The 18325-nt window shown below is 71.9% G+C and carries 15 protein-coding genes; 13 read left to right on the forward strand and 2 right to left on the reverse strand.

Translation table 11 applies throughout. From position 1 onward, the window contains the following. Positions 1 to 16: 16 nt before the first annotated feature. Genes OG917_RS01855 through OG917_RS01865 form a run of 3 tightly spaced genes read left to right on the forward strand, consistent with a single transcriptional unit; the run spans position 17 to position 4697 of the window. Positions 17 to 1381 (forward strand): ATP-grasp domain-containing protein, encoded by a 1365-nt coding sequence (locus OG917_RS01855; protein WP_328315715.1) that lies wholly within the window; start codon positions 17 to 19, stop codon positions 1379 to 1381. Next, entirely contained in the window at positions 1378 to 3390 is a 2013-nt protein-coding gene (locus OG917_RS01860; protein WP_328315716.1) for a PEP/pyruvate-binding domain-containing protein, read from the forward strand. The genes OG917_RS01855 and OG917_RS01860 overlap by 4 nt, the downstream gene beginning before the upstream one ends. 59 nt (positions 3391 to 3449) lie before the next feature. Then, on the forward strand, positions 3450 to 4697 hold the full coding sequence (locus OG917_RS01865) for an MFS transporter (protein WP_328315717.1): 1248 nt from the start codon (positions 3450 to 3452) through the stop codon (positions 4695 to 4697). A 108-nt stretch (positions 4698 to 4805) separates the two neighbouring features. Here OG917_RS01865 and OG917_RS01870 read toward each other — a convergent pair whose 3' ends face one another. Then, positions 4806 to 8147 (reverse strand): BTAD domain-containing putative transcriptional regulator, encoded by a 3342-nt coding sequence (locus OG917_RS01870; protein ID WP_328315718.1) that lies wholly within the window; start codon positions 8145 to 8147, stop codon positions 4806 to 4808. Between the two features lie 166 nt (positions 8148 to 8313). Between OG917_RS01870 and OG917_RS01875 the strand changes: the two genes are divergently transcribed. From OG917_RS01875 to OG917_RS01890, 4 genes are all read left to right on the forward strand, one after another. After that, positions 8314 to 8853 carry an SDR family NAD(P)-dependent oxidoreductase gene (locus OG917_RS01875; protein WP_328315719.1) on the forward strand — a complete coding sequence of 180 codons (540 nt, stop codon included), beginning with the start codon at positions 8314 to 8316 and terminating at the stop codon, positions 8851 to 8853. Positions 8854 to 8939: 86 nt separating this feature from the next. Beyond that, on the forward strand, positions 8940 to 10181 hold the full coding sequence (locus OG917_RS01880; protein WP_328315720.1) for an MFS transporter: 1242 nt from the start codon (positions 8940 to 8942) through the stop codon (positions 10179 to 10181). 399 nt (positions 10182 to 10580) lie between these two features. Beyond that, positions 10581 to 11789, forward strand: coding sequence for an IS701 family transposase (locus OG917_RS01885; protein WP_443058896.1), 1209 nt, complete (start codon positions 10581 to 10583; stop codon positions 11787 to 11789). A 28-nt stretch (positions 11790 to 11817) separates the two neighbouring features. Then, positions 11818 to 12507: a response regulator transcription factor gene (locus tag OG917_RS01890; RefSeq protein ID WP_328315722.1), complete on the forward strand. Its 690-nt coding sequence runs from the start codon at positions 11818 to 11820 to the stop codon at positions 12505 to 12507. Between the two features lie 76 nt (positions 12508 to 12583). Here OG917_RS01890 and OG917_RS01895 read toward each other — a convergent pair whose 3' ends face one another. Next, entirely contained in the window at positions 12584 to 13336 is a 753-nt protein-coding gene (locus OG917_RS01895) for a maleate cis-trans isomerase family protein (protein ID WP_328315723.1), read from the reverse strand. A gap of 261 nt (positions 13337 to 13597) precedes the next feature. Between OG917_RS01895 and OG917_RS01900 the strand changes: the two genes are divergently transcribed. From OG917_RS01900 to OG917_RS01925, 6 genes are all read left to right on the forward strand, one after another. Beyond that, positions 13598 to 14749, forward strand: coding sequence for an isopropylmalate synthase (locus tag OG917_RS01900; protein WP_328315724.1), 1152 nt, complete (start codon positions 13598 to 13600; stop codon positions 14747 to 14749). Positions 14750 to 14838: 89 nt separating this feature from the next. After that, positions 14839 to 15024: a lysine biosynthesis protein LysW gene (locus OG917_RS01905; protein WP_328315725.1), complete on the forward strand. Its 186-nt coding sequence runs from the start codon at positions 14839 to 14841 to the stop codon at positions 15022 to 15024. 1 nt (position 15025) lies between these two features. Next, positions 15026 to 15874, forward strand: coding sequence for an ATP-grasp domain-containing protein (locus OG917_RS01910; RefSeq protein ID WP_328315726.1), 849 nt, complete (start codon positions 15026 to 15028; stop codon positions 15872 to 15874). Then, the gene (argC, locus tag OG917_RS01915; RefSeq protein WP_328315727.1) at positions 15871 to 16926 is read left to right on the forward strand and encodes an N-acetyl-gamma-glutamyl-phosphate reductase; all 1056 of its coding nucleotides are present in this window, start codon (positions 15871 to 15873) and stop codon (positions 16924 to 16926) included. Before OG917_RS01910 ends, argC begins: the two co-directional genes overlap by 4 nt. Next, positions 16923 to 17741: an amino acid kinase family protein gene (locus OG917_RS01920; protein ID WP_328315728.1), complete on the forward strand. Its 819-nt coding sequence runs from the start codon at positions 16923 to 16925 to the stop codon at positions 17739 to 17741. Before argC ends, OG917_RS01920 begins: the two co-directional genes overlap by 4 nt. Next, positions 17738 to 18301 (forward strand): type 1 glutamine amidotransferase, encoded by a 564-nt coding sequence (locus tag OG917_RS01925; RefSeq protein ID WP_328315729.1) that lies wholly within the window; start codon positions 17738 to 17740, stop codon positions 18299 to 18301. The genes OG917_RS01920 and OG917_RS01925 overlap by 4 nt, the downstream gene beginning before the upstream one ends. The last annotated feature ends 24 nt before the right edge of the window (positions 18302 to 18325 follow it).

Below are 18325 nucleotides of genomic sequence, written 5' to 3' on the forward strand. Positions count from 1 at the left end.
AAGGAGTCGGATTTCCGTGAGCAAGGTGCTGTTTGTGCATGCCAAGGGCGGACCGCCGTTGGGGTATGCCCTGTCACGGGTCGCCGCCAGGTCGACAGTGCACCTGCTGGCACTCAGTGCGCTTCCGCCCACCGCCGCCGAGGCGGCGGAGCGCCTGTGTGCCTCGGTCCTGGTCCCCTCCGGTCCTGACCGGCACGACCTGGTGTCCCTGATAGCGGCCCACGCGCGTGCGGTGGACGCGGACGCGGTGGTGACGTTCTCCGAGTACGCGGTCGTGGCGGTCGCCGAAGCCTGCGAGGAGCTCGGCCTTGCGGGAGCAGGGAGCTCCTGTGTGCTGGCCCGCGACAAGCGGTTGATGCGTCGCGCCTGGGACGAGCGCGGCATCTCCCAGCCGCGGTGCCGACCGGTTGCGTCGGAGCAGGATCTGACCGACGCGACCGGGGCCCTCACGTTTCCGCTGCTCCTGAAGGCTGCCTGGAGCGCCGGTTCCACCGCGCATCAGATCATCCGCTCCGCACCGCAGGCACGAGCGGCCTGGGAGCGGGCGCGCCAGGTCATGGCCGAATCCGCCCTGCTGGGGTACGCGGAACTCCATGTGGCGGACGCCGGAGCGGACTTCCTGGTCGAGGAGATCGTGCAGGGCTCCCCCGGGGAGTGGTTCGGGCAGCCCGGGTGGGGTGACTATGTCAGCGTCGAAGGCGTCGTCGTGGACGGCGACTTCCGCCCGGTCTGCCTCAGCGGCCGTATGCCGACGGTCGATCCGTTCACCGAGCGCGCCGGAATCACCCCGGCCTCACTGCCGCGCGACGCCCAGGAGCGCGTCGTCGCCCTCGCCCGTGCCGCCGTCGACGCGCTCGGCCTGGAGAACTGCGGGACCCATACCGAGATCAAACTGGGCGCGGACGGCCGGATGTGGGTGATCGAGACAGCCGCACGGTTCGGTGGCGCGATGACCGTCCCGCAGATCGAGGAGGTCTTCGGCCTGGACCTCATCGGGATGCTCGTCGATCACCTCCTGGGGCGCCCGGTCTCCTGGCCCGAGCGGGCCCGCACGCCCGACGAGGCACACGGTGCGTCCGGTTCGCTGGTCGTACTGGCCGTGGACGGGGCGGGCGACGCCTGGCCGGACCGGCGGCTCTGGGACTTCCCGACGGTGGACAAGGCCGTCGCGGTGAGTCCGGGCAGCCGGCTGTCGGTGGTGGCCGAGAGCTCGGTCGCCGACGGCACCCCGGTGCCCGTGTACGACCCGGCCGCGGGCGCCAACACCATGGCGGCGCTCTGTCTGCTCTCCGCAGCCGACCCCGAGACCGTGATCCGGGACTTCCGGACCCTGGTGGACGCCCTGCCGCAGATCCTGCCCCCCGCCGGGAGCCCGGCATGACCACCGCCACGCTGCCCGCAGGCACTCCGGTCCCCGGCAGGGACCGCACCGTCGTCGGCGAGAACCTGTCACTGCCGCTGTTCCGCACGCTCTCCGGTGTACTGGCGGGCCACCCCTACCTGAAGGTGGTCGTCGACCGCGCCGAGGACACCTGGCATCTCCTCGACACCGCCGCCCACCCGTTCCACGTCAACTACATCGCCACCCGGATCCTCGGGATCGGGCTGGACACGCTGGACGCCCGCCTCGACGCGTTCAACACCTCGGTCTACATGGACCCGGACCGCAGGTTCCTGCTGGGCGTGCTCTCCCTGCACAGCGACGAGGACACCGACGGACGGGAACGGCCCTTCCTCGTCCTGGAGACGACCGAGGCCGACACGATGCACGGCGCCCTGATCGAGGAGTTCTACACCTTCGCCCGCCACCGGGTGGACGGCCGGCTGCCGCTCCTGGTGAAACCGGCGAACCACGGCCAGGAACACGAACTGGGCACGGTCAGCGACATCCGGGTGCCGCGGATCCTCAGCCACGAACTCTTCGGCAACCGCACCCGCACACCCCTGAACCCCGGCGAGGCGACCGGCCGCCTCCGCTACTTCCGCACCGACGAGGAGTACGCGGCGCACGCCGGAAAGCTCGGCTGGTCGGACATCGTCGCGATGCCGTGCCTCCCCGACGACGTGCCGCGCGTCGCGGGCTTCCTCAACACCGCGCCGATCACACCGCTCTCGCACACCAATGTCCTCGCGGCAGGCTGGGGCATCCCCAACGCGATCGTCCGGGACCTGGAGCGGATCGTCGAAGCCGGCGGGCTGGACGGTTCCTGGGTCCGCTACCGGGTGCAGGACGACGAGATCACCCTGGTGCCGCTGGCCGAGGCCCCCGTACTCGACGCTCCGACGTGGCACCAGCAGCGGATCCGGCTGGAGACCCCGCTCCTGGAGGACGTACCGGCGCTGTTCCTGCACCGGCTGCGCCGGGCCGACCGGGACCGTTACGGCACCAAGGCCGCCAACCTCGGGGAACTCCACCACGTCCTCGACAGCCGCACCGCCGACCTCACCGTCTTCCACGGACAGCCCCGGCCGCCCCGCCAGGATCTCTACGGCCATCTCGCGGCCCGTCTGGGTGTACCCGAGGGGGACACCGGCGCCCTGCGCCGGGCGGCGGCCGCCTTCGCCGCCGGCCACCTCGCCGCACCCGACGGAGTCGCGCTGCCCTTCGCACTCCAGCACCGCTTCCTCACCTCGTCGCCCGCGCTGCAACAGGTCATCGGGAAACTCAAGCTGGCCCTGGAGCTCGACGCGCTGGACGTGCTGGACTCCCTCTGCCTGCACCTGCAGCACCTCATCCGGCACGCCCCCATGCCCGCGGAGGTGACCCGGCAGATCACCCAGGCCCTGCCGGCCGACCTGGCCGGGGGCAACCGTCTGGTGGTGCGCTCCTCCTCCAACGCCGAGGACCTGCCCGGGTTCTCCGCAGCCGGGATCTACGACTCGCTCACCACCGTCCGCGGCGCCGGAGAGCTCCTCGACGCAGTACGCCAGGTGTGGGCCTCCCTGCTGTCGCCGCGCGGTGTACGGCTGCGCCATCAGGCCGGTATCTCCCTCGACGACACCTATATGGGGGTGATCATCCAGCGGTACGTTCCGGCCGAGCTCGGCGGCGTGCTCGTGACCTGCGACCCGACCAGACGGGCGGACTTCCGTAATGTCTACGTCAACTGCTCACCCGGCTCCCCCGAGGCGGTCGTGGACGGTACGACGCTGCCCCTCCAGTACCTCTACAACACCGTCGAGGGCGGCGGCCGTACGGTCGCGCTCGGCTCGTCCGGCGAAGACCTCCCGGCGGCGACCCGTGCGCGACTGGCGGACCTCGCCCTCGCCGGGCGGTTGCTGCAGTCCCATTTCAGCGACACCGACGTGGACCAGCCGCTCGACATCGAATGGCTGATGACCGATCAGGGGGACTTCCGCCTGGTCCAGATCCGTCCGTACGCGCTGTGATCCGCCGGCCGACGACCGCGCCGGGCGACACACACGGGGCCGGTCCGTCCCTCAGCCCGGTGGCACGCCGGATCCTCCGGCTGAACAACGGCTTCCAGCTGCTGTTCAACCTGCTGTGGTGGATGCCGGTGTTCTACGCCTACCAGCGTGAGGCGGGGCTCTCCGACGGGCAGATCTTCGGCATCCAGAGCATCTACTACCTGGCGTTCTGCCTGTTCGAGATCCCCACCGGGATGGTCGCCGACCGCATCGGTGCACGCAACTGCCTGCGGGCGGGCGCCGTCGTGATGGTCGCGGCGAACCTGGCGCCGGTGTTCGCCCCCTCCTACACGGGGTTCCTCGTCCACTTCCTGGCCATCGCCGCGGGCCGGTCCCTGACGTCCGGCGCCGCCAGCGCCTACCTCTACGACGGTCTGCGCGCCGAGGGCGCCGACGGGCACTACCTGAAGGCCGAGGGCCAGGCGCGGGCACTCGGCCTGGCCGCGAAGGTGCTGTGCTGGCCCCTGGTCGGCCCGGTGATGGCGGTCGCCCACGCGGCGCCGTACGTGCTCAGCGCGGCAGGAGCGGCAGGCTCCCTCGCCTGCGCCGCCGCGCTGCCGAGGCTCGCCCCGCCGCCTGCCGGCACTCGCACGACGCCCGCGCCGAGACGCAGTTACGGCGCCTTCCTGCGCGACGCAGCCACGGCCCTGCGCTGTGTGCGGGCGAGCCCGTGGCTCGCGCTGGTGATGGTGCAGGGGGTGGCCGTGTTCACGCTGTCCCGTATCTGCCAGGTGAACCTGTTCCAGCCCATGCTGCTCGCCCACGGCATCGGCGAGAACGCACACGGAGGGGTGCTCGCGGCCATGACCGTGGCGGAGGCCGTCGGCTCGGCGCGCCCCCAGTGGCTGGGGCGGCGCCTGTCCCCGGTGGCGTGGGTCTCCCTGCTGAGCGTCGTACTCGCCGGCGCCCTGGCGGGGATCGCCCTCGGCGGCCCCTGGACCGTGGTCGCGCTGTTGTGCGTGTTCGCGGCGGGCACCGGTTTCGCTTACCCGCTCCAGCGGAAGCTGGTCAACGACGCCATCCCGGCGCAGGCGCCGCGCGCCACCCTGCTGTCCGTCGAGAGCATCGTGGACCGCGGTGTGTGCGCTCTGGCGGCGGTGGCCGTGGGGGCCTGTCTGGCGGCGGGGCGGCTGGACGCGCTGCTCTGGCACAGCGCGATCGTGACCTGCGTGCTGATGGTCATCCTCCATCTGATCCTGCGCCGGGGGAAGATCCGCCCGGGCAGCGGGGCCTCCCCCGCCCGACAGCCCGTCACAGCGGGGAGCTGAGCGCGGCGCCGGCCACAGGACACGTCACGGCCAGGGACGGTGGTCTCCCCGCCCCTGTCCGACCGGCGTACCGGCAGCGGCCACGGAGGTGCGGAACTCCTCCCGGGCTCAGGTCCGGGATGCAGGGGTACGGGGCGTGCACATCCGGGTGGACGACGGAGGACTCTGCGAACTCGCACACTCCGGTGGCCGGTCGAGTACCTCACGGGCCAGGAGGACCGCACCGTCGGCGCCCAGCCGGGCGCCCCGATCGAACTCCGCCGCGAAGGCGGCACTCTCCAGAACGGCCCGCCCTGCAGCGGTGATGCGGTCCACATCCCCACGCTCGGCGGCAGGCAGCGGGGCGCCCACGCCGCGCCGGGCCGCGTCCGCCGCGCCGAGCAGCAGAGCCGAGCAGACAGCGGCCCGCACGTCCGCGTGCAGGACTGCCGCGCCCGCGAGGCCCTCCAGGGACAGCGCCAGGGCTCGCGGTTCGCCGAGGGCCCCCGCGACGTCAAGACCGCGCAGATGGAAGGTGGCGGCCTGGTGCGGATCGCCGCGGAGTTCGGCGATGAAGCCCAGTTCGGCCAGGAGCAGATGCTCGCCGGCCTGGGACGACACATCGGCGTATCCGTCGCGCAGATGCAGCAGATACGACTCGGCGGCATCGAGGTCGCCGGAGCGGCGCGCACCGAGCGCGAGGCCCATCCCGGCGTGGATCTCCCCGTATGTGTAGCCCTGTTCGACGGCGCTGCGGCGTGCCTGTTCGTGCAGGTCGCGGGCGCGGTCCCAGTCACGGGCGAGCAGCGCGAGCCTGCCGAGTCCGGAGAGCCTGGCGGAGACCTCGGCCGCCAGGCCCAACTCCCTTGCCATCCGGAGCCCTTCGCGCCCGCGGCGGGCCGCTTCCTCGTACGCGCCCCTCACCTCGGCGAGCGCGGCCAGCGGTGAGACGGTCTGGAGCTCGCCCCACCGGTCGCCGAGCTCCTGGAAGAGCGTGGCGCTCCGCAGCCCGTCCCGGCCCAGGCCGTCGAGGTCACCGCGGACCAGCGCGAGGGTGGCCCGCAGGCCGAGTGCGGCGGCGGTGCCCCACTGGTCGTCCGCTGCGGCGAACAACGTCAGGGCACGGGTGTTCAGTTCGGCGCTGTCGGCTGCGGCGCCCGCACTGAACAGTCCGTACGCACACAGCCAGAGCGCCCGGGCGCGGCGCACGGGGTCGGGGACGGCGTCGGCGTCCGGGGCGACGACAGCTGCGGAGTGGTCGCCGGTGAGGAGTGTGAACGCGGCGTGCAGCAGGGCTGGTTCGGCGGTGGCAGCCCCGGCGACGGGCACGGCGCCGCGGGATGACGACGTGGCGTCGAGGGCCGCCGCCAGGCTGTGGCGCGCCTCGGTGAGACGGCCGCGCAGGAGCCACCACCAGGACAGCGCCGTGACGAGCCGCAGGGCTTCGTCCGCCTCTCCCCCGCCGGCCCTGCGCACCGCTTCGCCGAAGGCGGCGCGCAGGTTTCCGGCCTCGGCGTCCAGCCGGGCCAGCCAGGACCGCTGCCCCGCGCCGCGCAGACCGGGCTCGGCCCGTTCGGCGAGCGCGAGGTAGTGGCGCAGATGGCGGTCGCGTACGACGGCGAGGTCCTCCATCTCGTGCAGCCGCTCCGTGGCATACGCGGCGACGGACTCCAGGAGCCGGTAGCGGGGCCCGGTGGGGCCGTCCACCACGGCGACGAGGGACCGGTCGACGAGGCGCGTCACGAGGTCGAGCACCTCATCGCCCGCGACGCCGTCGCCCGCTCCCACCGCTTCGGCCGCGGCCAGATCGCAGCCGTCGCTGTGTACGGCGAGTCGGCGCAGGACGATGCGTTCGGGTGCGCTGAGCAGCTCCCAGCTCCAGTCGATCACGGCCCGCAGGGTCTGCTGCCGCGCGGGCGCGCCACGCTGCCCGGAGGTCAGCACCTGGAAGCGGCAGCCGAGACGGGCCGCCAGTTCACGGACGCCCAGCGCGCGTACCCGGGTGGCGGCGAGCTCAAGGGCGAGCGGGATGCCGTCGAGGCGGCGGCAGATCTCGGCGACGGCGTCGCGGTCGGCAGGAGCGGCCAGGTCCGGGTCGGCCGGGAAGCCGGGGGCGGAGGCGGCGGCGCGTGCCGTGAAGAGCCGTACGGCGTCCGCGGTCCGCAGGGGCTCGGCCAGGAACACTTCTTCGCCCGCGAGGCCGAGCGGCTCCTGGCTGGTGGCCAGGACGCGCAGGCCGGGCGCGGTACGCAGCAGCAGCCCGGCGAGTCCGGTGGCCGCGTCGACGACGTGCTCGCAGTTGTCCAGGACGAGCAGCGCCCGGCGGTCCCGCAGGGCGGCGGCGAGGCGGTGCGCGGGAGAGACGCCGGCGCCCGGCGCGGTGGACGGAGTGTCCTGGATGCCCAGAGTGGCGGCGATGATCCGGGCGAGGTCGGCGGGAGCGGCGGAGCGGACACCGGCGAACTCGACGAGCCAGATCCCGTCGGGGAGTCCGGCGGCCTGTGCTCCGGCTCCCTCCCCCGCGGCCGCCGCCACCGCCAGGCGGGTCTTGCCGACACCGCCGGGGCCGGTGATGGTCACCAGCCGTGCGGTGTTCAGGAGCCGGGACAGCCGGGAGACGGCGGAGTCGCGACCGACGAGAGCGGTGAGGGGGACGGGAAGGTTCGTCCGGATGCCCGCCGCGGCCGGCCGGGCGGGCGGGGAGCCGCCGGGGCCCGGCGTGGCCGTCGCCGGCATCAGCGCGGGGTCCTGCCGGAGCACCGCGCCGTGCAGTGCGGCCAGCGCGGGGCTGGGATCGACCCCGAGCTCCCGGGCGAGCAGGGCCCTCAGCTCCTCGTACGACGCGAGGGCCTCGCTCTGGCGCCCGGCCCGGCAGAGGGCCCTGATCTGTACCGCGCGCAGCCGTTCCCGCAGCGGGTGCCGCGCCACGAGTCCGGCGAGTTCCCCGTCCAGGAGCACATGGCCACCCGCCTCCAGGCGGGCCTCCGCCTGCTCCTCCTGCACGGACAGCCGCTGCTCCGTGAGGCGGTGCGCGGCGCCCTGAGCGAACTCCTCGTCCGCGAAGTCCGCGTAGGCGGGCCCACGCCACAGGCCGAGGGCCTCGGTGAGCAGCACCACGCGCGCGTGCGCGTCCGGTACGGAGCGGGCGTCGGCCACCAGTGCCCGGAACCGCGCGGCGTCCACCTCCCCGCCCCCGGCATCGAGCCGCAGCCGGTAGCCCGGCGGCTGACGCACCACCCGGTCCCGGCCGATCACCCGCCGGAGCTGGGAGACCTTGGCCTGCAGCGCGCCCGCCGGTTTGCCCGGCGGCCGGTCGCCCCAGAGGTCCTGGATGAGGCGGTCCACGGACACCGGAGTCCCGTCGTGCACGAGGAGGGCGGCGAGAAGCGCCCGGACCTTGGCCTCGGGAACCGTGACCGTCCCACCCTCGTCATCCCACACCGCCAGGGGCCCGAGCACGCCAAACCGCATGCGAACCACCGTACAGGTAAAGGGGATTCGTCCAGGGGAACGGTAGACCCGGCAGTCGGCCGTCAGCTTTCCCGAAGGTTCTCCGAAGCGGCCCCGCGCACAGTCCTTCCCGGGTGGTGCGCCACACCCCGTCCGGGAACAGCACACGCGGGAGAGAGCGGGGGACATGACCAGGTACGCGGGACGGACGGCTGTGGTGACCGGTGAGGCCACCGGCATCGCGCTGGCCATCGCGAAGCGTCTCGTGGAAGGCGGTGCGACGGTCCTGCTGACCGCTCCTGCCCCGCAGGAGCGGCTCCGGGCCGTCGCCGAGCTGGGCTCCGCCGCACGCGTCGTCGACCCGGCAGCGCTCCAGGGGGCTCTCGGCCCCGGAAACGGCGTCGATCTTCTGTTCGCCGACGCCGTGGCCACCGCGAGGCCTCTGCTGTCCCGGATCCGGGCCGGCGGTGCGGTCGTACTCACCGCACCCGCCCCGACCTCCGCCGCCGTGCGGGCGCTCGCCGCCGAACTCGTCCCGCGCGGGATCCGCGTCAACGCGGTGGCGCCGGGCTGTATCGAGGCCCCGGATGGTGGTTCGGCGCTGCCGCCGCTGGGCCGTCTCGGCGCCGCCGAGGAGGTCGCACGCGCCGCACTCTTCCTGGCCACGGAGGCGACGTTCACGACAGGCGCACGGCTCCCCGTCGACGGCGGCCTGACCGGTCCCTGACCCGCAGGCAGCGCGGGACCCGCTTCCGGGGGCCCGCGCGGAAACCACAGATCCACCACGTCCCCAGAAGAACCGGAGCACACCGCATGAGTACCGCACCCGACACCGCGGCGTCGTCCGCCGCGGATACCGGCACCCCGGGCACGAAGGGCACGGGCGAGGAGCGACAGAAGCTCCCGCTCCTCGCTCTCCTCGCCCTCGCGACCGCCGTCTTCATCACCAGTCTCACCGAGACCCTGCCCGCCGGCCTGCTGCCCGCGATGAGCAACGACCTGCACTCCAGCGAGTCGGCGACCGGCCAGACCGTGACGATCTACGCGATCGGTACCGCCCTGACCGCGATCCCGCTCACGGCCGCCACTGCGGGCTGGCGCCGCAAGCGACTGCTGCTGACCGCCATGGGGGGCTTCGCCCTCGCCAATACGGTCACCGCCGTGTCGTCCGCCTACGGACTGACGATGGTGGCGCGGTTCGTCGCCGGCGTCGCCGCCGGTCTGGCCTGGGCGCTGCTGGCCGGCTACGCCCGGCGCATGGCGCCCGTCCATCTGCAGGGCAAGGCCATCGCCATCGCCATGGCGGGAATCCCGCTCGCGCTGTCGCTCGGCGTGCCCGCGGGGACCCTGCTGGGCAAGGCCTGCGGATGGCGTCTCTCCTTCTTCGCGATGACCGCGCTGACGGTCCTGCTCCTGCTGTGGATCGTGGCGACGGTGCCGGACCACCCGGGCCAGGAACGCGGCGAGCAGCCGCGGATGCTGCGCACCCTGCGCATCCCGGGCGTGGCCCCGGTCCTGTTCGTCACCCTGGTCTTCGTCCTGGCCCACACCATCCTGTACGCCTACATCGCGACCTTCCTCGACGATCTGGGGATGAAGGACAACACCGACCTGGTCCTGCTGGTCTTCGGCGTCGCCTCGCTGGTGAGCATCTGGATCGTAGGTGCCCGCATCCACCGCCGGCTGCGCAGTCTCACCGTGGCGAGTGCCCTGTTGGTGGCCGTGGCCGCGGCGGTTCTGGCGCTCCTCTCCGACCACACCGCCTTCGTCTACATCGCGGCCGTGCTGTGGGGTCTGGGCTGGGGCGGCGTCCCCACGCTGCTGCAGACCGCGGCCGGCGATGCGGGCGGGGACTCCGCGGACGCGGCCCAGGCGATGCTCGTCACGCTCTGGAACGTCGCGATGGCGGCGGGCGGTATCGCAGGCGGTGTCCTGCTCGATCTGGCCGGCAGCGACTCCTTCCCGTGGACCGTCCTGCTGCTCCTGCTCCCGGTGCTCGTGGTCGTCCTCGTCGCCCGCGGTCACGGGTTCCCCGCCAAGCGGGCCGAAGCGTAGGCCCGCCGGCCGGATCGGGCCCCTCTGCCGGACCGCCCCTCTGCCGGACCGCCCAGCGGACGGGCGCAGGTCATCGGAACCGGCCGCCGAAGGCACATCCCCCGCCCTTCGGCGGCCACCCGCCCGGCCCCTTCCCCGGGTTGTTCATGAGCTGTTGACACTTGCCCCGCCCCCTGTGCCACATCGCTCCAACCCGGGCCCCAGCAGGCCTTCCACCGCCTGAAACGCTTCCCGCGCGCACCCCGCCGGGTCGCGTTTCCGCAGTTCAGGCCGTGACGTTGCAAAGTAAAGAGGCAGCCCCTGACATTCCGGCTCCGGGCGGTACTTTTGTGGCTCGTACAGGTGTGCCATGTACCGACTCGCGTGCGAGCGATACGAACACGGGGAGCGTAGCGTTACATGTCGTCAAGCGATGTGCGTGCGGCAGTGGCTGGCGACAGCGCGCGGTTGCAGAAATTCACGAGCGAGATATTCAGGACCCTCGACCGGCCTGAACAACACCGCTGGGCCCGCGCGTACTTGTGGGCGCTTCTCCATGTCCCCGGCAAGAAGACGACACGGCGGCTCGCGAGGGCGGAGGAGTTACCCCCGGCCGCCGCCCACGGACTGCACTGGTTCATCAACGCCAGCCCGTGGGCGTGGGAGCCGGTGCGCCGCACCCTCGCGCTGCGCGCCTCCGCGAGCGCTGCGCCGTTCGCCTGGACCGTCGCAGAGCTCGTGATTCCCAAGAGCGGCAAGCACTCGGTGGGCGTGCACCCCTGGCCCGACGCCGCGTCCGGGCGCACCGTCAACGGCCAGCGCGCCGTGGGGCTCTTCCTCGTCACCGGTACGTACTGCTTCCCGGTGGACTGGAGTCTGGTGCTCAGCGGCCCCTGGGAAGAGGACCGGCAGCTCAGACGGCGTGCCCGTATTCCGGAGCCGGAGACCGCGCAGCCTGTCGGCAGCCATGTACTCGACCACGCTGCCGGGATCGCCGGGGAGGCTCAACTCCCGAACGCACCCTGGGTACTTGACTTGACGCGTGATGACGACGCGGCCGCCGTCCTCGCCGGACTCGCCCGGCTGCGGCTCGACGTGGTGTGCGAGATCGACCAAGGCCAGGTGGTGCTCACCAGCACCCACTCCCCCACCGCGATACCCGTGGGCGAGCTCATGGAGGTGCGGCACGCACGCCGGCCACAGGGGGTGGTCCGGCAGAGCCTGGACGGGCGGGCCGGGCGGGTCCCGGTCTACGCGTACGCGGGGACGGTACGGCTGCCGGGTCCCGGCACCGACGACACGAGCGGGTCCCGCACCTACCGCGTCCTGGAGCGGCCCGACCCGGAAGGCCGGCAGGCCGCCCGGTACTGGATCACCAGCCTCACCGACCGCCGCGTGGAGGAGATCCTCGGGCTGGTACGCGCCCGCGCCGCCGCACTGACAACGATCGGCACCCTGCGGGAACGGTTCGGTGTACTCGACTTCGAAGGCCGTTCGTTCCCCGGCTGGCACCACCACATGACCATGGCATGCGCCGCGTACGTCTACCGGTACTTGTACGGTGCGCCCGGCGCCGTACCGCAGGCCCCGGCCCCACCGTCCGCCGAACTCACCGAGGCCGCGAGCTGACAGGCGGCCGGAAGGCAGGGGCAGGCAGATGACGAACATACTCGTGGTGGAGCGGGACACCGCTGTGGCCGAAGCCATGATGGGACACCTCAGGAGGCACGGGTACACGGCCCGCAGCGTGGGCACCGGAGCACACACGCTGCGGGCGTACGGGGACGCGGACCTGGTGCTGCTCTCCCTGGAGCTGCCCGATATCGACGGCCTCGAAGTGTGCCGCTCCTTGCGGAGAGCCGGGACGATTCCCCTCATCGCTGTCGCGGAACACGACAATGAGCTCGAACGGGTCCTCGCCCTGAAAGCGGGTGCGGACGACTGCGTCGTGAGGACCTGGGGATTCCGGGAGATCGGGGCGCGTATCGAAGCAGTTCTGCGCCGGTCCCGGCCCAGAACGGATATCCCGGAATGGATTTCGCTGAGCCCGCTGCACATCGATGTCCGTACGCGAGAGGTACGGGTGCACAACCGCATCGTCGACGTCACGTCAAAAGAATTCGAGCTGCTCTACACCCTGGCCGCCAATCCCGAAATGGTGGTGTCCAGGAAAGAACTGATGGCGAAGGTATGGGGAAGCAACTGGGCAAGCACCAGCCGCACCATTGACACCCATGTGAGCAGCCTGCGGGGGAAACTCGGATCCAGCGGCTGGATTCTCACGGTCCGCGGCGTCGGCTACCGGATGGGGCACGCCCGGCGCCTGCCCGAGGTGTCGGCGGGCTGAACCGCGCGCCCCGCTCCGGGCCGCTGCCGGGCGGGGCCGGGGTCTGCGCCCCGCCCGGCGGCCTCCCGGTGCGACGTCACACCACCGCCCGCTCCAGGCGCCGCAGCAGGGGATGCGTGCCGGCCTCACGGGCTCCCACCGCGCGCCGCGCCCACCAGGCGGACGCCAGGTTCGACGTCAGCAGGGTGCGGTGCGGCTCATCGCGGGCGAGCCGGCCGAGAGCGGGCAGGGTTCCCATGCCCGTGCCGGTGAAGAGGAGGGCCGTGCCCTCGGCGATCCCGTGCTCCCGTATACGCCGGAGGATCGTCCCGGTCGTCACTTCGTACGGATCGTAGTGGTCACCACCGGCAGGATCGGACGCGGCCGGGACCAGCACCACACTTTCGACGGTGAGGCCCGCCTCCTCCCAGAAGGTACGGGAGGTGTGGGTGAGCCACGGCTGATACGGCGAGACGAGCGTCAGCCGGCTCACCCCGAGTGCCTCGCACGCCGCGAGAATCGCCTGCGTGGACGACAGGACCGGAAAGCCCGCCCGCGCGGACAGCTCGGCGCAGAAGGCACGGTCGCCACCGGGGCCGAGCAGGTAGTGAGAGGCGCTGCACGCCACCACGGCGGCGTCCAGGCGCAAGCCCCCGAAGTCGCCGAGCGTGTCGGGCAGTACGTCGTTGTAGGTATCCAGCATCTCCCTGAGGCCCGCCCCGGGCGTGACGGGAAACCGGGCCGCGTACACATGCGTTCCGGTACCGAGCAACTGGTTCAGTTCCGGTTCCACGGTGGGGTTCTCCGGGGGGACGACAACCCCGACCCTGGGCAGCGAAATAGGTTCCATGACCGCACAGTAGGCCGCAGAAGCATCAACGGAGCCGTCCGGTAACGGATTTGTCGTGCGGTACACAGCGGCCTTGCACTGCTTTCCCTTCCTGACATTCTCTGACAGTTCTCCACGGATCCCTGACCGGAGAGATCTTGTCCGCTCCACTCATGAAAGGAAAGCTATGAGCAGCGCCCACCCCAGCCCTTTGATTCCGGTGCACAACATGTGTCCGGATGCAGCGGACCACCACCCTGCCCGGAAGAAGGAGTGAAGGAAATGACAGCAGCAGAAAGCCCGGAGAGGAAACCGGGGCAGCCCCGCATATCCGACGCGACCCTGCGCGACTCCGCGCACATGGCGGGCGTCGAGTTCGGCCCCGGGGACGCCGCGGTCATCGCGGGCCTGCTGGTGCGGACCGGCGTGGACCTGGTCGAGGTGGGGATGGTGTCCGGCCCGCAGTCGAAGGACGCCGATCTCGTCCTCGCCACCCACGAGGCCGTCGGCCCCGAGCGCAGTATGACGCTCGTCGTCGTCCGGGACCGCCGGCAGGTCGCCAGGGCGCTGGACGAGGCCGAGCGCCTCGGCGTGCGCCACATCATGTACTCCATCCCCACGTCCGAGCAGCACGCCAGGCTGAAGCTCGGCTCGGACAGTCCCAAGTTCCTCCAGTCACTGGCCCGTTCGGCGATCTCGCAGGCCAAGGAGCGCGGATTCCACACCACGTTCAGCGGCGAGGACGGCGCCCGCACGCCCAGGGAGCGCCTCGTCCCCTACGTCGCCGCGGGATTCGAGGCGGGCGCCGACCGGTTCCGGCTCGCGGAGACTGTCGCCTGCCTGTCGCCCTGGCAGATGCAGGAGGTGATCGCGGACCTCACCGCGATCGAAGGATCCGAGATCGAGATCCACTCGCACAACATGCTGGGCATGGCCGTCGCCAACTCCCTCGCCGCGGTCCGCGCGGGAGCCCAGTGGGTCTCCGCGACCGTCGGCGGTATCGGCGAGCGCGGCGGCAATGCGCCGCTGGCCGAACTGCTCACCTCGCTGCGCGTCGTCCACGGTGACACCCGCTTCGACCTGACCCATCTCACCGAGCTCTCCCGGGTCGCTCTGCGGGGCTCCGGCCTCGGCGACGCGTTCCAGTCGGGGCCGACCACCCCGCACGCCTTCGCGTACGAGCTGCCCGGGCAGCTCGTCAACCCCGAGGCCTACGAGACGCTGCCCGCCGAACTGGTCGGGAACGAGCGGGAGCTGCGCGTGCGGTCCCGGCTCACCCCGGCCCTCGTCAGGTGGGCGCTCGCCGACTCGGGCGTCGATGTCGACGCCGACTCCTTCACACCCTGGCTCATCGAGCGGCAGGAGCGGAACGGGAGCCCGCTGCTCGACCGGGACGCGATCCGCAAGGCCGCCACCGATTTTCAGCCCGCCTGACCCGGGGTCGCGGAGCACCCCTCCGGCACCGGGTCCGCCCGCCCTCGTACCGCGCCTCGACATTCACCCGCAACCAACGGAGTTGTCCCATGTCAACCGCCACGCACACCGGCATCTGCCCCGAGTGCGAGACCGACCTCACCGTGCCGCCGATCGGGCGGGGCGAGACCCTCTCCTGCCCCGAGTGCCTGCTCACGCTGCGCGTCGAGTCCATCGCGGACGGCCAGTTGACGCTGCAGATGATCGAAGTGCAGCTGCGCGACTGGGGCCAGTGACATGGGCAGCAGAATCGCCGTCGTCGCGGATCGCATCGCCTGGGAGGAACGCCGGCTCATCGAAGCCGGTCCGGCGCTCGGCCTGCAGCTCGACTGGGTCAATGACGAGTCCCTGTGCCTCGGCCACCCCGACGCCCCGTCGGTCAGGGACTACGACGCGGTGCTGGTGCGCAGCCGCAGCTATACCCGAGGCGGACTGATCGCGGGTCTGGCCGAGGGGGCAGGCGTACCCGTCCTGAACACCGCGCGTGCCATCCACGCCTGTGAGAACAAAGCAGCGCTGCGTACCCGGCTGCGCTCCGCGGGCATCCCCGTTCCGGACTTCCGGCTCGTGCTCTCCCGCAAGGACTTCGGCAAGGCCCTGGAGGAGCTGGAGCTGCCACTGGTACTCAAGCCCGTCTTCGGCGGCATGGGCAAACGGGTGACCCTGATCCGGGACGCCGACACCGCCCACTCCGTGTACGACTACGTCGAGGACCTCGGCCACGCCTTCGAGCAGGCCTGCCTGGTGGAGCCCTACCTGGGCGGTACCTCGTTGCGCTGCCTCGTCGCCGGGCGCGAGCTGGTCGGCGCCGCCGAATTCGAGAGCGGCGGCACCGACTGGCGCAACAACGCCGCGCTCGGCAACAGGAACCGCGCTGTCGCCCACGACCCCGCCGTACAGAAGATCGTCGACGGTGTCGTGGCCGAACTCGGCGACGGCATCTACGGAGTCGACCTATTCCGCACCCCCGATGGCTACGTCGTCAACGAGGTCAATCACGCCCCGGGATTCCGGGCGCTGGCCTCGGCGACCGGAGCGGACGTCCCATCGGCCATCGGCCGTCACGTGCAGGAGCTGCTCGCATGATCCGCGCAGGAATCGTCGGCGCCTCCGGGCTCGCCGGCGGTGAACTCATCAGGCTGATCACCCAGCACCCCGACCTGGAACTCACCTTCCTCGGCGGCTCGTCCCACATCGGCAGCCGCCCGGCCGAGCTGCACCCGGGTCTGCGAATCGACCCGGGACTGACCGTGCAGCCCGTCACCGAGGACATCGCGGACCTGGTCGATGTCGTCTTCCTGGCCACACCGGCCCCCGTCTCGGCGGACCTGGCCGCGCTGCTCGCCGACCGGGTCCCGGCCATCGTCGACCTCAGCGGCGCGTTCCGTATCCGTACCCCGGAGCTGCACGACCGCTGGTACCCGAAGGTGAAGCGGCGCGCGGATCTCGCCGACCGCTTTGTCTACGGCGTGCCGGAACTGGTCGCCGAACAACTGCCGGACGCCGCTCTGATCTCGCTGCCGGGGTGTTACGCGACCGCGATCACGCTGGGCCTCGCGCCACTGACTCTCGGCCTCGGCCTGGAGCTGCGGACCGTGGTGGTGGACGGGAAGAGCGGATCCAGCGGCGGAGGCCTGACGCTGCGCACCGCCGACCTGCATCCGTTCCGCAGCGGGGCCATCGCCCCGTACGCCCCGACCGGGCACCGGCACGCCGCCGAGGTCGGGGACTTCCTGGGACGCAGCAAACCCGGCTCCATCGGCTCGCTCAGCATGTCCGCATACGGCGTCTCGCATGTGCGGGGCCTCCTCACCAGCTCGTACGTGTTCACGAACGACGCCATCAGCCAGCGCGAGCTCCAGCGGGCCTATCTGCGCTTCTACAAGGGACACCGCTTCGTACGGGTGCGGCGGCACGCCGAGACACTGATCCCGGTACCCGATCCGCAGGCCGTACTCGGGTCCAACTTCTGCGATGTGACCGTCCTGCTCGACGAGGAGGGTGGCCGCATCGTCGTCCTCGCCGCCCTCGACAACCTCGTCAAGGGCGCCGCAGGGCAGGCCGTGCAGGCGGCGAATCTGCGGTTCGGGCTGGCCGAGGAGGCGGGCCTGACCATGCAGCCGCTGATGCCCGCATGAGCGGGGAGCCGGACAGCCCGGCCCCTGCCGTCGTGAAACTGGGCGGCAGCTGCCTCGACTCGCTCGACGGCGACTGGTGGGACGATCTGGCCCGGCTGGCGCAGGAGCGCCCGCTGGTCCTCGTACACGGCTGGTCGAAGCCGCTGAGGGAGTTCAGCCCGCGCCACGGCGAACCGTCCGCGATCCTGCGCGACCGGTACGGCAACCAGAGCCGCTGGACCACGCCCGACGTCATCGGCGACATCCGGACCGTCAGCGCAGAGCTGACGGAGACGGTCACCGGCCGGCTCGAACGGCGCGGTGTGACCACGGAGCGGCTGGTCGGCAGCGACGGCCTGGTCCGTGCGGGCGAGGCCGAGCGGTGGTGGTGGCAGGGGAAGGAACTCGTCGAGCTGGAGAACCTCGTAGGCCCGATCACCGGGGTCGATCCGGCTGTGCTGAGGAATCTCCGGGCGGGCCACACCAGTCTCGTCACCCCGCTCGCCCGGAACGCCGCCGGCCAGGAGGTGAACACCGACGCGGACCGGGCCGCGGCCGCCGTGGCCGGAGCCATCGGCGCCACCGCTCTGGTCCTGGTCACCGATGTCGCCCATCTGCTGATCGACGGGGAGCCGGTGCGCCGGATCACCGCGGAGGCCGCTGCCGCGTTCCGCGACAAGGGGGCCACCGGTGGCATGCGCAAGAAACTGCGGGCTGCGGGCGAGGCCCTGGAAGGCGGGGCAGGCCGGGTGGTCATCGGCAGCGCACCTGTCACGGAGCTGCTCGCCGCCCGCACCGGCACCGTCATCACGCGAACGTCAGGAGCAGAGTCGTGACGCAACCCCGTGTGCTGGTCGTCAACAACGGAACCCTGTCGCTGAGGCAACTGCGCAGCCGACTTGAGGAGTTGGGGTCCGAGACCGAAGTGGTGGACGCCGCGTCCGTACCCGCCCGGCTCGGCAGCCGCTATCGGGCCGTCGTGCTGAGCGGCACCAAGGTGCGGGCCTACGACCGCGCGTACTACCGGCCGCTCGTCGACCTCGTCATGGGGGCCGGTGTCCCCGTACTCGGAATCTGCGGTGGGATGCAGATCCTCGCGGTCGCGGCAGGCGGACGTCTGGCTGAGGGTCCCCAGCGGGTCGGCGGCTACGACGTACGGGTCGATACGGAGGAGCCGCTGTTCAGCTATGTGAAGCCGACCGTGACGGTCTTCCACCGCCACACCCTCTACCTCCAGGAGGCCCCGGCGGGCTTCCGCTCCATCGGCCGCTCCGAGCACGCGCCGGTCGAGTTCCTGAGCTCGGACGACGGCCGGATCCTCGGCTCGCAGGCCCACTTGGAGTTCCGCGGCGACGGCCTGGAGATCCTGCGGGGCTTCGCACAGCTCTACCGGTGACCACCGCCGGTCCACCCACCTGTT

Source organism: Streptomyces sp. NBC_00388, from assembly GCF_036061255.1.
Taxonomy (GTDB): domain Bacteria; phylum Actinomycetota; class Actinomycetes; order Streptomycetales; family Streptomycetaceae; genus Streptomyces.

Excerpts from the sequence above, each read along its gene's own strand:
- OG917_RS01860 (WP_328315716.1), top strand. The coding sequence starts at position 1,378 with ATGACCACCGCCACGCTGCCCGCAGGCACTCCGGTCCCCGGCAGGGAC.
- OG917_RS01870 (WP_328315718.1), bottom strand. The coding sequence starts at position 8,147 with ATGCGGTTTGGCGTGCTCGGGCCCCTGGCGGTGTGGGATGACGAGGGT.
- OG917_RS01875 (WP_328315719.1), top strand. The coding sequence starts at position 8,314 with ATGACCAGGTACGCGGGACGGACGGCTGTGGTGACCGGTGAGGCCACC.
- OG917_RS01880 (WP_328315720.1), top strand. The coding sequence starts at position 8,940 with ATGAGTACCGCACCCGACACCGCGGCGTCGTCCGCCGCGGATACCGGC.
- OG917_RS01885 (WP_443058896.1), top strand. The coding sequence starts at position 10,581 with ATGTCGTCAAGCGATGTGCGTGCGGCAGTGGCTGGCGACAGCGCGCGG.
- OG917_RS01890 (WP_328315722.1), top strand. The coding sequence starts at position 11,818 with ATGACGAACATACTCGTGGTGGAGCGGGACACCGCTGTGGCCGAAGCC.
- OG917_RS01895 (WP_328315723.1), bottom strand. The coding sequence starts at position 13,336 with ATGGAACCTATTTCGCTGCCCAGGGTCGGGGTTGTCGTCCCCCCGGAG.
- OG917_RS01900 (WP_328315724.1), top strand. The coding sequence starts at position 13,598 with ATGACAGCAGCAGAAAGCCCGGAGAGGAAACCGGGGCAGCCCCGCATA.
- OG917_RS01905 (WP_328315725.1), top strand. The coding sequence starts at position 14,839 with ATGTCAACCGCCACGCACACCGGCATCTGCCCCGAGTGCGAGACCGAC.
- OG917_RS01910 (WP_328315726.1), top strand. The coding sequence starts at position 15,026 with ATGGGCAGCAGAATCGCCGTCGTCGCGGATCGCATCGCCTGGGAGGAA.
- argC (WP_328315727.1), top strand. The coding sequence starts at position 15,871 with ATGATCCGCGCAGGAATCGTCGGCGCCTCCGGGCTCGCCGGCGGTGAA.
- OG917_RS01920 (WP_328315728.1), top strand. The coding sequence starts at position 16,923 with ATGAGCGGGGAGCCGGACAGCCCGGCCCCTGCCGTCGTGAAACTGGGC.